Annotated in this window: 9 protein-coding genes and 3 pseudogenes; 7 read left to right on the top strand and 5 right to left on the bottom strand. The window is 66.6% G+C overall.

Going from position 1 to position 12625, the window contains the following annotated elements; genetic code table 11:
* Nucleotides 1-299 precede the first annotated feature (299 nt).
* The 3 genes and pseudogenes from OMK73_RS28685 to OMK73_RS28675 form a co-directional block, all read right to left on the bottom strand.
* On the bottom strand, nt 300-1430 hold the full coding sequence (locus tag OMK73_RS28685; RefSeq protein ID WP_267605003.1) for an IS110 family transposase: 1131 nt from the start codon (nt 1428-1430) through the stop codon (nt 300-302).
* Between the two features lie 305 nt (nt 1431-1735).
* Nucleotides 1736-2577: pseudogene (locus tag OMK73_RS28680) on the bottom strand (fumarylacetoacetate hydrolase family protein).
* A pseudogene (locus tag OMK73_RS28675) lies at nt 2574-3301 on the bottom strand (GntR family transcriptional regulator). Before OMK73_RS28675 ends, OMK73_RS28680 begins: the two co-directional pseudogenes overlap by 4 nt.
* 182 nt (nt 3302-3483) lie before the next feature.
* On the opposite strand from OMK73_RS28675, the gene OMK73_RS28670 reads away from it, so the two are divergent.
* The 6 genes from OMK73_RS28670 (at nt 3484) to OMK73_RS28645 (ending at nt 9659) form a co-directional block, all read left to right on the top strand.
* On the top strand, nt 3484-4782 hold the full coding sequence (locus tag OMK73_RS28670) for an MFS transporter (RefSeq protein ID WP_267605002.1): 1299 nt from the start codon (nt 3484-3486) through the stop codon (nt 4780-4782).
* A gap of 130 nt (nt 4783-4912) precedes the next feature.
* The gene (locus tag OMK73_RS28665) at nt 4913-6133 is read left to right on the top strand and encodes a serine hydrolase domain-containing protein (protein ID WP_267605001.1); all 1221 of its coding nucleotides are present in this window, start codon (nt 4913-4915) and stop codon (nt 6131-6133) included.
* A gap of 61 nt (nt 6134-6194) precedes the next feature.
* Nucleotides 6195-6923, top strand: a complete 729-nt coding sequence (locus OMK73_RS28660; protein WP_267604998.1) for an aspartate/glutamate racemase family protein — start codon at nt 6195-6197, stop codon at nt 6921-6923.
* A gap of 13 nt (nt 6924-6936) precedes the next feature.
* The gene (gene hydA / locus OMK73_RS28655) at nt 6937-8352 is read left to right on the top strand and encodes a dihydropyrimidinase (protein WP_267604995.1); all 1416 of its coding nucleotides are present in this window, start codon (nt 6937-6939) and stop codon (nt 8350-8352) included.
* Nucleotides 8353-8369: 17 nt separating this feature from the next.
* Nucleotides 8370-9107: an aspartate/glutamate racemase family protein gene (locus OMK73_RS28650; protein WP_267604992.1), complete on the top strand. Its 738-nt coding sequence runs from the start codon at nt 8370-8372 to the stop codon at nt 9105-9107.
* 78 nt (nt 9108-9185) lie between these two features.
* Complete coding sequence (locus OMK73_RS28645) at nt 9186-9659, top strand: isochorismatase family protein (protein WP_267604989.1); 474 nt, start codon at nt 9186-9188, stop codon at nt 9657-9659.
* Between the two features lie 7 nt (nt 9660-9666).
* On the opposite strand, the gene OMK73_RS28640 is transcribed toward OMK73_RS28645, so the two are convergent.
* Nucleotides 9667-10662 carry a sugar nucleotide-binding protein gene (locus OMK73_RS28640; RefSeq protein WP_267604988.1) on the bottom strand — a complete coding sequence of 332 codons (996 nt, stop codon included), beginning with the start codon at nt 10660-10662 and terminating at the stop codon, nt 9667-9669.
* Between the two features lie 93 nt (nt 10663-10755).
* On the opposite strand from OMK73_RS28640, the gene OMK73_RS28635 reads away from it, so the two are divergent.
* The gene (locus OMK73_RS28635) at nt 10756-11700 is read left to right on the top strand and encodes a LysR family transcriptional regulator (RefSeq protein WP_267604987.1); all 945 of its coding nucleotides are present in this window, start codon (nt 10756-10758) and stop codon (nt 11698-11700) included.
* Here the strand turns inward: OMK73_RS28635 and OMK73_RS28630 are convergent.
* Nucleotides 11667-12577 (bottom strand): annotated as a pseudogene (locus OMK73_RS28630) (LysR family transcriptional regulator). The gene OMK73_RS28635 and the pseudogene OMK73_RS28630 overlap by 34 nt on opposite strands.
* Between the last annotated feature and the right edge of the window lie 48 nt (nt 12578-12625).

Raw genomic sequence — 12625 nt, 5'->3', positions numbered from 1 at the left:
ATATGACTCCCCGTGTCAATCGAGATTGGTTTGATTCAGTTTCACGGTTGCATGGTTGTTCCCCAATTTCCTGGAGGGCGACGTAGCAGTAAGTCTCGACGGTGGATCACGCTGATATCCGCGGGTTGGTTACCGCATTACAGAGGTCCGCCCAATGAGCCTGCCGCTATCTAAGGCCGCAAGTCGGATGAAATCCGTTGCCTAGCTAGGTCGCGGGTTGCTCGTGTGCCGGGCTACGTCGCCCTTCAGGAAACTGGCTCCACAGTAGGTGGCAGATAGGTTGGTACCTTGGCGCTGGGTTACGTTGTCTGCGCCGCGTTCGGTATGGCAAGCGACATGGCGAGCCGGCTGATGTCCCAGATGAACCCGCTCAGTTCGCGGGCCACCGCAACCACCGCAATGTTCGGGTTCTTGCCGCGCGCGGCAAGTCTTCGATAGCGCCGGCACAGTCGAACCTGGGCGTCCCAGGACCGGTCAACGATGGCCTTCGGGATGCCTTCGTGCCGTCGCTGAATCTCGGGGCTCACACGTGCCGGGTGCCGGTAACTCCAGGCGGCTTCGATTAGCAGCTTTCTTGCATAACTATTGCCGTTCTTGGTGATGCTGCCTTGGCGCCGTTTTTCCCCCGATGAATGTTCGGCGGGCGTCACCCCGAGCCAGGCCATCAGTTGGCGCGGATGCACAAAGCGCGAGAGATCGCCCAATTCGGCGAGCATGCCTATCGCCGTGGTGAACTGCACGCCGCGCATGGCCTGCAAGCCCAGTACGGCCGGATAGAAGCGCCAGTTGACCACGGCTTCGCGCAAGGCCGCTTCGAGACGGCTGCATTGCGCGAGCCGATCCTCGATGGCACGTCGATATTCGTCAAAGGCAAGTTGCTGCCACACGGTGTCGAACGCAAAGGTACTGATCCAGCGCCGGTGCGCCGGTCCCCAGTCGGCTCTGCCGCTGTAGCGCACCCCATGTGAAAGCAGAAAGGCCTTCAGCCGTTGCCGGGCGCGCTTCAGATCGTCCTTGGCGCTGACCCACGCGCGTGACAGATCCCGGAACGCTTCGTCCTCCACACTGGGCACGTACACCGCCGAGAGGTCGCCGGCGCGCAGCGATCGCACGAGCTTGACCGCATCGCGCCGATCGGTCTTGACGCGCTCGCCGGGTTTCTTCGGGATCAGCGACGGCGCGCACACCATGCACTCGAATCCCTTCCCTGCAAGCTGCCGGTAAAGGCCATAGCCGCAAGGGCCTGCCTCGTAGACGATGCGGATCCGGCTCGCTTTAGACTGCAGGCGCTTGCACAGGCGATCGATATCGGCCTTCGAGGTACCGATCTTGCCAAGCAGTTCGACCTCGCCCGCGCCGAGTGCGTAGGCGACCGTGATCGAGTCCTTATGGACGTCAAGACCCACGTACAAAGTGCTATCGTGTTCCATGCTGGCCTCCGCGCTGGAAATCGCCGGGTGTGGCGCTGTCCACACCATGCGGCTCTGGCAGTCATGCTAACCCGCGTTTGATTCCTCGCGGCGGGCCAGCCCTCTTTGCCCCAGGGGAGTCATATTGACTAAGCCACCCCTCTCCCCGGCCCTCTCCCCCTGAGGGGAGAGGGAGAAACAGACGTCGTCATGGCGCGCGGCTTTGGCCCGGCCTGTCGGCTTCGGCTAATGCCCCAGGCTTGCCAACAAGCAAGAAGGGCGGCCATTGCTGGCCGCCCTTCTTCGCGTCTTTCGGATAACCCAGCCTACGCGTACGCCACCACCGTCTGGCCCTGCTCGCCCAGGCCGTCGATGCCCAGGCGCATGGTGTCGCCCGCCTTGAGGAAGCGCGGCGGCTTGAAGCCCATGCCCACGCCCGGCGGCGTGCCGGTGCAGATCAGGTCGCCGGGGTGCAGCGTCATGAAGCGGCTGACGTAGCTCACCAGCGTGGCCACGTCGAACACCATGGTGGCGGTGCTGCCCTTTGCACGCGCTCGCCGTTGACCTCCAGCCAGAGCCCCAGCGCTTGCGGGTCGGCCACTTCGTCGCGCGTGACCAGCCACGGGCCGACCGGGCAGAAGGTGTCGCAGCCCTTGCCCTTGTCCCAGGTGCCGCCGCGCTCGATCTGGAATTCGCGCTCGGAGACGTCGTTCACCACGCAGTAGCCGGCCACATGCGAGAGCGCATCGGCGAGCGGGACGTCGCGCGCGACCTTGCCGATCACCACGCCCAGCTCCACTTCCCAGTCGGTCTTCTCGGAGCCGCGCGGCAGCATCACCGTGTCGTTGGGCCCGTTGAGCGAGCTGTTGGCTTTGAGGAAGACGATGGGCTCGGCCGGCAGCGCCATGCCGGCCTCGGCGGCGTGGTCGGCGTAGTTCAGGCCGATCGCCACGATCTTGCCGATGCCGGTCCAGGGCACGCCGAAGCGCTCTGCCTGCACCACCGGCAGCGTGGCCGGGTCCAGCTTGGCCAGGCGCGCCAGCGCCTCGGCGGACAGCTCCCGCGGCCCGAGGCCGTCGAGCACGCCGGACAGGTCGCGTACGCGGCCTTCGGCATCGATCAGACCCGGGCGCTCCGCGCCCGGCTTACCCACACGTACTAGTTTCATCGTTTCCCCTTGGCTTCGGTGGCGATGCGGCCGGCGGGCTCGGAAAGGGTCCGCGCGACCACGGTCAGGACTTCTTTTGCAGTGTTCTCGGAATGCTGGCGCAGCACCTGCGCCAGCCGCAGGCGGCCCGGTTCGCGCAGCGCGGCCATGATGGCCTCGTGTTCCTCGTGCGACTCCTGCCAGCGCAGCATATCCGCATTGGCGGCGCCGCGCGCGCGGTGGACCTTGCTCATCAGCGTGGCGTAGATGCCGGCCAGCACCGGATTGGCGGCGCCGTCGATGATCAGCTGGTGAATTTCCTGGTTGGTGCGGAAGTACTCGGTGCGCCGCCCGGCGGCATGGGCCTCCAGCATGGCCTGGTGCTTGCGCTCGAGCCGCGCCATGGCCGCCTCGGACAGGCGCGCCGCAGCGAGTTCGCCGGCCGTGGCTTCAAGCCCGTGCAGGGTCTCGAAGGTGGAGCGCAGCTCATCGAAGTCGAGCGGCGCCACGCGGTAGCCGATGTACTGCCGATGCAGCACCAGGCCTTCGGACACCAGCACCTTGAGCGCCTCGCGCAGCGGCGTCTTGGAGACATCGAACATCTCGCAGAAGGCACGCTCGTCGATGCGCGCGCCGGGGGCAGTTCGCCCTCTTCGATCATGGTGCGCAGCCGGGCGGCGATTTCGGCCGACATGCCGAGGGTGCGCAGGCGGGTGGATTTAGGAAGCGTTTGAGTCACAGACATCATCGGGATGGGGAACATGCACCACAAGAAGGCTAACACATCCCAAAATTGTGCGTTTTCTTAACAATAAAATCAATGACTTACGACAGTTGTAATTACAGATTACGTATCCTATACTCCGTCCAAGTTGCGCGACACACAACACAAACCGCTCTACCATTCCCCCAAAGGAGACAAGCGTCATGCAAACGACAAGCCGGGCTGCAGCGCTAACGGAGACGAAGAGCTCCGTACGCTGGAAGATTTTCCTGATGATGTTGTTCCTCATCGCCATCAACTACATCGACCGGGCCTCGCTCTCGGTAGCGATGCCGCTGATCGCCAAGGAGTTCGACCTCAGCCCCACCATGCAGGGGCTGATCCTCAGTTCCTTCTTCTGGACCTACGCGGTCATGCAGATTCCCGGCGGCATGCTGGCGGACAAGTACAAGCCGCGCATCGTGATCGCCATCGCCACCATCTTCTGGGGCGCCTTCCAGGCCCTGGCGGCGGTGTGCACCAGCGCCGGCGCCCTGCTGCTGACCCGGCTCGGGCTGGGCGCGGCTGAAGCGCCGATCTACCCGGCCGGCGGCAAGCTAAACGCGATCTGGATGACGCAGAACGAACGCGGCCGCGGCGCCACCCTGCTGGATGGCGGCGCGCCGCTGGGCGCGGCGCTCGGCGCCATCATCATCACCTGGCTGATCACCGCGCTGGGTTCCTGGCGCCTGGCCTTCGTGGTCGCCGGCGTGGGCACCGTGCTGGCTGGCCTGGCAGCGTGGTACTACGTGCGCAACTCCCCGCGCGAGCACCGTGGCGTCAATGAGCTAGAAGCCAGCTATATCGAAGCCGCGCAAGCCACCGAGCATCGCGCCGAGCCGGCCAACCTGTCGGGCCGCTCGCTCGACTTCCTCAAGTACCGCTCCGTGTGGTGCATGGCAATCGGCTGGATGTGCTTCAACAGCGTGTTCTACGGCCTGCTGACGTGGATGCCCAACTACCTGAACAAGGTGCACGGCTTCGACATCAAGCAGATGGGCGGCGCCAGCTTCATCATCTTCTTCTCCGGCTTCGTTGGTGAACTGGTCGGCGGCTGGATCGCGGACAAGTGGAAGGCGGCGGGCGGCAGGCCCAACCTGGTGATGCGCACGCTGTTTGGCATCGCCGCCGTGGTGGCTACCGTGTCGATCTTCTCGGTGGCCTATGTGAAGGATCCGGTAGTCGTGGTGGTCCTGCTCTCCTGCACGCTGTTCTTCCTGCGCTGGTGCGGCCTGTTCTGGTGCATTCCGTCCATCCTCGGCACCCGCAACAAGGTGGGCGTGCTGGGCGGCATCATGAACCTGGGCGGCAATATCGGCGGCATCACCGTGCCCATCATCGTCGGCATGATCGTGCAGTTCACCGGCTCGTACTTCCTGGCGCTGATGTTCTTTGCCGCCGCCGGCGTGGGCCTGCTGCTGTCCTCGACCGCGATCGACTACGAGAAGAAGCTGCCGGTCTGAGCCCGGCGCGATCTCCACGACCCGTTCCACCCCAAGCCCGCGCCGCGCCGGCACCTACCGGCAGCGTCGCGGCATGAACCGCTCCCGTCCTGGCAGCGCACCCCGCGCCGGGCGGTGGAGGAGACACCTCATGAAAGCAAGTCAACGCAAGCTGGCGCGCGCCGCCACGCTGGCCGCCCTGCTGCTGCTCGGCAACGCCCACGCTCAAAACGCCGCGCCGCCGGCCGCAGCGCAAACCGCCACGCAGTCCGCCGACCTGCCCACGGCCCAGCCCGAAGCCGTCGGCGTCGATTCGCGCAAGCTCATCGAGCTATCCCAATGGATCCGCCGCGACCAGCTCGACGTGCGCAGCCTGCTCATCATCAAGGATGGCAAGCTGGTGTTCGAGCGCTATGGCGACGAACTCGGCCGCGACTACAACCACGAGTTGTACTCGGTCACCAAGTTCATCAGCGCGCTGCTGGTCGGCACGCTGGTGGGCGACGGCAAACTCACCCCGCAGGACAAGCCCGCCCCGCTGCTGGCCGCGGCGCGCCCGGACCTGGCGCCGGCGCTGGCCGACAAGCAGGACATCGAGCTGCGCCACCTGATGTCGATGTCCAGCGGCCTGTCCTATAAGCTGGTGGAAGGCACCGATACGCTCTACTACGGCGTGCCCGACCGCCTGAAGGTCGCCGCCTCCGCCGCGGTGCGCACCAAGGCCGGCACGGAGTTTGATTACATCGACGTCAACCCCGTCCTGGTGGGCGCCACCATCACGCAGGTCAGCGGCCAGCCCGAGCAACGCTATGCCGAGGCGCGCCTGTTCAAGCCGCTCGGCATGTCGCACTACCGCTGGGACGGCGCCGACGGCAAGGGTGCGGTCTCGGGCGGCTGGGGCTTGCGGCTGCGCTCCATCGACATGGCCAAGCTCGGCCTGCTGATGCTCAACCAGGGCAAATGGCAAGGCCAGCAGATCGTGCCCGCTGACTGGGTGGCGCGCATGACCACGCCCGCCGGTCCGGCCGCCGACTATGGCTACTACTGCTGGGTCAACAACATCGTGAAGAGCGAGCGCGAGTTCAGCGCGATGGGCTTCAAGGGCCAGTTCATCACCGTGCTGCCGCAGCAAAACACCGTGGTGGTGATGAACAGCATCATGTCCACCGCCGGCGGCCTGCGCGACGCGGCTTACCTGGATCTCTACCGCAAGATGGTCAACGACTACGTGCTGCCTGCCCTGCAAGCCGGCAACAAGGTCAGGCCGGACGCAGCGCGGCAAGCGGCGCTGCAGAAAGAGCTGGTGCTGGCCCGCGCCAGCCACGGCAAGCCCGGCACCGCCCTCGCCTTCAACGACAAGCCCGAACAATAACGAGCATGGCCCGGGCGGCGCATCGCATCGGGCCACGCCATCTCCTGAGAGCTTTATTCCCATGACCAAACGCACCCTCCTCGGCATGCTCACGCCGTCTTCCAACACCGCGCTGGAGCCCATCACCAGCGCCATGGTGAGCGGCCTGCCAAACGTCAGCGCGCATTTCTCGCGCTTCACCGTCACCGAGATCTCGCTGCGCGACCAGGCGCTGGGCCAGTTCGATCTCGACAAGATCATCGGCGCGGCCAAGCTGCTGGCCGATGCGCGCGTGGACGTGATCGCGTGGAACGGCACCTCGTCCGGCTGGCTCGGCTTCGAGAAAGACCAGGCACTGTGCCGCCAGATCACCGAAGCCACCGGCATTCCCGCCACCACCTCGGTGCTGGCGCTGAACGAAATCCTGGAGAAGACCGGCGCGGGCGACTTCGCCTTGGTGACGCCTTACCTGGACGACGTGCAGCAACGCATCGTGCAGAACTACAAGCGCAACGGCTTTAGCTGCACGGCCGAGCGTCACCTGGACCTGCACGTGAACTACAGCTTCGCCGACGTGGAAGAAGACACCATCCGCCGCATGGTGCGCGAAGTGGCGCAGCACAAGCCGTCAGCCATCACCACCTTCTGCACCAACCTGCGCGCCGCGCACCTGGTGCAAGAACTGGAAGCCGAGACCGGCATCCCCGTCTACGACACCATCTCCACCGTGGTGTGGAAATCGCTGCGCCTGGCCGGCGTGGACACGCGCGCGCTGCGCGGCTGGGGCCGCCTGTTTGCCGAAGTGGAATGAAGGAGCAGGGCGCATGAACACCGAACTCGATCTCGTCATCCGCAACGCCGAAGTGGTCACCGCCTCCGACCGCTTCACTTGCGATATCGGCGTGCGCGACGGCCGCATCGCCATGCTGGGCCACGACCTGCCGCGCGCCGCGCGCGAAATGGATGCCACCGGCCTGCTGGCGCTGCCGGGCGGCGTGGATGGCCACGTCCACCTGGACCAGCCCATGCCCGACGGCATGCGCATGGCGGATGATTTCTTCACCGGCACGCGCGCGGCGGTGTGCGGCGGCACCACCACGGTGATCCCGTTCGCGGCGCAGGAAAAGGGCGGCTCGCTCAAGGCAGCGGTGGCGGACTACCATCGCCGCGCCGAAGGCCGCGCGGTGGCGGATTACGGGTTCCACCTGATCGTGGCGGATCCTACGCCGGAAGTCCTGCAAAACGAATTGCCCGAGTTGATTCGCAAGGGCTACACCTCGTTCAAGGTCTACATGACCTACGACGACCTGAAGTTGTCCGACCGCGAGATGCTGGACGTGCTCGACGTGGCCAAGCGCAACGATGCGCTGGTGATGGTGCATGCCGAGAACGCGGACTGCATTTCCTGGCTCACCGAGAAGCTGGTCGGGGAAGGACGCATCTCGCCGCGTTTCCACGGCATGGCGCGCCCGGCGCTGGTGGAACGCGAAGCCACGCACCGCGCGATCACGTTCGCCGAGCTGGTCGATGTGCCGATCCTGATCGTGCATGTTTCCGGCAAGGAAGCGATCGAGCAGATTCGCTGGGCACAGGGCAGGGGACTACCGATCCTGGCGGAGACTTGCCCGCAGTACCTGTACCTGACCGCCGAGGATATGGGGTTGCCTGGCGATGATGGCTATGAGGGCGCCAAGTGCGTCTGCAGCCCGCCGCCGCGCGATCCCGAGAACCAGGCGGCGGTCTGGCGTGCGCTGACCAATGGCGTGTTCAGCGTGTTTTCCTCGGACCATGCGCCGTTCAATTATGACGATCCGCAAGGCAAGAAGCTGGGCGGCACGGCTCAGCCGTTCGACCACATTCCCAATGGCGTGCCCGGCATCGAGACGCGCCTGCCGCTGCTGTTCAACGGCATCGCGCAAGGCCGGCTTTCGCTGCATCAGTTTGTCGAGCTGACTTCGTACCGGCCGGCGCGGCTGTATGGCTTGTATCCGCGCAAGGGGACGATTGCCGTGGGCGCCGATGCGGATATCGCGTTGTGGGATCCTCAGCGCAAGGTGCGGATCGCCAATAGCGACCTGCATCATGCGGTGGACTACACGCCCTATGAAGGCATCGAAGTCACCGGCTGGCCGGTGCATTGCTTCTCGCGTGGGGAGTTGCTGGTGGAGGATGGGAAGTACCTGGAGCCGGCGCCGGGGCGGGGAAGGTTCTTGCCGGCGGGGGCGCCTTCGCTGGTTTGATTTTTGCGGACACGATCATGCGTATTCTTGTTGTTAATCCCAATATTTCAGAGAGCGTTACCGAGCTGATTCGCGCGGAGGCCACGCGTACCGCTTCGCCTGGCACTTCGCTGACGATGGCTACCGCGCAGTTCGGCGTGGCTTATATCGAGACGCGGTTCGAGGCGCTGGTGGGCGGCTATGCGACGGCTTGCGCGGCCGCCGAGCATCAGGGGCAGTTCGACGGCCTGGTGGTAGCGGCATTTGGCGATCCGGGCCTGGCGGGCTTGAAGGAACTCTTCAACGTGCCGGTGGTGGGCATGACGGAAGCGGCGCTGGCCAGCGCGTGCCTGCTTGGGCAGCGCTTCTCCATCATTGCGATTTCGCACCGGATCGAGGCCTGGTACCGCGAGTGCGTGGCGGCCAACGGGCTGACCTCGCGGCTGGCCAGCGTGCGTTCGTTGCAGCAGCCGTTGCGCGATATCGGCAGCGTGCAGGAGGATCACGCGGCGCGGCTGGAGGAGCTAAGCCTGAAGGCGGTGCGCGAGGATGGCGCGGATGTGATCATCGTGGCCGGCGCGCCGCTGGCCGGGCTGGCGCGTACGCTCAAGGACCGGATTCCGGTGCCGGTGGTGGATGGCGTGTCGAGCGCGATCCGGCATTGCGAGAGCCTGGTTGCGCTAGCGCCCACAGGCGCGGCGGAGGGCAGCTTTGCGCGGCCGCCGCGCAAGCCGAATCGCGGGTTGCCGCCTACGCTGGCGGCGATGCTGGACTAATGCGCGCTGTCGGGCGCGGGCTCCGTCTCCTATAATCTCCCGGCCAAGCATTTCGATGCGACCGCCGGAGAGGATATCTTGCGACAAGCCTTGTTGATCGTCGATGTCCAGCCCACGTTCTCGCCGCCGCAATGGCTGATCGATGGCCTGCTGCCACTGATCGGCCAGATGCCTTCGGTGGCGACCGTGGAACACCATGACGAATCGCGCACGCCATTCATGCGCCAGCTCGGCTGGGCACCCGGCACCGGCGACCAGTCCCTGATTCCGGCGGATCGCGTGTTCGTGAAGCATGGTTATCTTCCGTCCGCCGACGCGATTGCGTATCTGGGCGAGCTGGCGCCGGAACGTGTCCTTGTTGCAGGCATCCAGACCGAGACCTGCGTGCTGGCTGCGGGCTTCGCGCTGTTTGATGCGGGCCTGCAGCCTACGCTGATCTCCGACCTCACCGTCGGGTCTTCTCTCGATCCTTCCGGTGCGCTGGGCGCGAAGCTGTGGCGGCATCATTTCGGCAGCGTGGTGACACGCGCCGACATCATTGCGCAAGCCTAGCCCGCGCTCAGGCCGCCACCCGCAAACCCAGTTCGCCCAGGCTTGCGCGCAGCGCTTGCTTGAGCGGCGTGCGCGGCAGCTCGCCCACCAAGGCTGCCAACGCCGTGCCATCGAGCGCGTGCGGCACCTTCCACAAGTAAGCCATCTCGGCCAGCTCGCGCCACATCGGCACCACCGCTGCGCCGGTGCGGATCAGCCACCACGGCATGCCCCCCACGCGCGGTGCGTGCGGCATGCCGCTGGCTTCGGCCAGCGCGCTCACCAGTTCATCGCCCGTTAGCGTATATCCCGCGAAATGCAGCACGGTGTGTCCCCGCAGATCCGCGTGGCGCCGTGCCACCGCCTCGAAGGCCTGCGCCAGGTCGGGCAGGTAGGCCCAGGCATGCGCGCGGTCGCGCGGGCCGGGATAGACCACCTTGCCTTGATCGAGCGACTTGGCGATCGCCAGGTCCATCCATGCGCCGCGGCCCGGGCCGCCGAAGAAGTCGCCGGCGCGGATGATCACGCTGCGCAGCCCGGGCGCGCGCTCGCGCATGGCGGCCTCGATGGCGCGGCGGATCTCGCCCTTGCGCGCGCTGGGCCGCTCGGCGGTGTCGGGGCGCAGCAGCGCAGGCATCGACTCGCCGAAGTTGTAGACGTTGCCGGGAAACAGCAGCAGGGCGTCCAGCGCCTGCGCCACCGCCATCGCGCTGCGCGCCAGCGCTTCGGCGTGCTGCTCCCACTCGGTATAGACCGGGTTGAGCGCGTTCACCACCACACTGGCGCCGCGCGCCGCGGCGAGCAGTTGCGCGGTGTCGGCCACGTCGATGGCCAGGCCGCGCACATTTTGCGGCACAGTGCCGGCCAGCGCACGGCGTGCCTGCGCCAGCACGGTCCAGCCGGCGGCGGCAAAGGCGTCCACCAAGGTGCGGCCGAGCCGGCCGTTGGCGCCGAGTATCAATACGGTGTCGCGCATCACGTTCTCCTGCATCGCGTTCCCCTTGTGGCATCGCCTGAAGACCATTGTGGGCGATCCTTCGCTCCTCCACAATTGTACGATTTGGCAATTCACGAATTCATTTTTGAATAGCCCGCCAGGCAAGGAGCGATAGAGAGAATGGCCGAAGAATTCGACTGGGCGCTGATGCGCTCCTTCCTGGCCGTGATGGAGGCCGGCAGCCTGCTGGGCGCGGCGCGCCAGCTGTCCAGCAGCCAGCCCACGCTTGGGCGCCACGTGGCGCAACTGGAGGCGCAGCTCGGCGTGCCGCTGTTCGAGCGCACCGGCCACGGCCTGCAGCCCACCGATGCCGCGCGCGCCATCGCCGGGCACGCGCGCGCCATGCAGCAAGGGGCCGATGCGGTAGCGCGCACGCTGGCGCGCGACCAGGCGGGCATTGCGGGGACGGTGCGCATCTCCGCCAGCCGCGCGGTGGCGAGCTACCTGCTGCCGCCGCTGCTGGCGGACCTGCGCCTGCACGAGCCGCAAATCGCCATCGAAGTGGTGTCGTCCAACGTCGTCAGCAACCTGCTGCGGCGCGAGGCCGATATCGCCATCCGCATGGTGCGGCCCACGCAGGCCTCGCTGATCGCGCGCAAGGTGGCGTCCGTGGCGCTATGCGCCTGCGCCCACGAGGACTACCTGCGGCGCAAGGGCGTGCCGCGCACGGCGCAAGACCTGTTGCGCTTTGACCTGATCGGCTATGACCACGACGACACGATCTTGCGCGGCTTTCGCGCCATGGGCGTGGAGGTCGCCCGCGAGGCGTTTGCGGTGCGCAGCGATGACGATATCGTGCTGTGGCAGTCGATCCGCGCCGGCCTGGGCGTGGGCTTTGCGGCGCGCTATATCGCCGCCGGCGATGCGCGCGTGCGCACCGTGCTGCCGGCGCTGTCCATTCCGCCGCTGCCGGTCTGGCTCACCGTGCACAGGGAAATCCGCGGCAGCGCGCGCATCCGCGCGGTCTACGATTTTTGGCCAGCGCCATTCCCGCCGCGCTGGCAGCGCCGTGAGCATACGCTCTCACCGCCCTACTCATCCAGCCTGACATGCTCCGCCAGATGACTGACCACGGTGGCGATGCGCCGCAAATGCCGGGACTCGGGATGCGTCAGCAGCCACAGGTCGGTGTCGCACTCGTCCAGCGTGCCGGTGAGCGCCACCAGCTTGCCGCTGCGCCGCCCGATCATCAGCGAGACAATGCCGGCGCCGAGCCCTGCCTCGACGCCTTCCAGCACGCCGGCGATGCTGTTGACGCGGTACTGCGGCGCCACGCGCGGCAGGTGCTTGCGGCGCCAGCGCACTGACGGGTGATCGGGCATGGCCTCGTCCGGCGCGATCCAGGGCAGGGCCGCTAGCGCGGCAAGGTCGACGCAGCCGCCGGGCTTGGGCAGCGCGATGCCCGCCGCCTCCACCAGCCCCCGCGCCGCGAACACCGCCACACGCAGGGGCCGAGGCACTTGCCGATCAGGTGGTCGGGCGGATGCCGCGTGGCGCGCACGGCGATGTCGGCGTCGCGCCGGGTCAGGCTGACCAGCTCATTGGTGGCGATCAGCTCGAAGCTCAGCCCGGGATGCTGGCGCCCGAGCGGCGCCAGCGCCGGCAGCACCATGCCATGCAGCACGGTATCGGTGGTGGTGATGCGCACCAGGCCCGACACCGTGCCCGCGGATACCGAAGCATGCGCGCGCGCCGCCTCCAGCTCGGCCTCAATGCGTTCGGCATGCTGCGCGAACTGCTGTGCGAGTTCGGTCGGCAGGTAGCCCGCGCGGCTGCGCTCGAACAAGCGCCGCCCCAGCCCTTTCTCGATGCGCTGGAGCGCGCGGAACACGGTGGAGGCATCGAGCCCGAGCCGGCGCCCGGCTTCAGCCAGCGTGGCGCCGCGCACCAGTGCCAGCACCACGTCGAGATCGGGGGAAGAGAGTTGGTAGGGCATATTCATTGCAAATTTGCAGTCATGACTTGCACCAGCGCGCATTGCGATTGCACT

Source organism: Cupriavidus sp. D39 (genome assembly GCF_026627925.1).
Lineage (GTDB): Bacteria > Pseudomonadota > Gammaproteobacteria > Burkholderiales > Burkholderiaceae > Cupriavidus > Cupriavidus ulmosensis.
The sequence above is the reverse complement of the archived record's forward strand: the minus strand, read 5'-3'. Positions and strand labels throughout refer to the sequence as shown.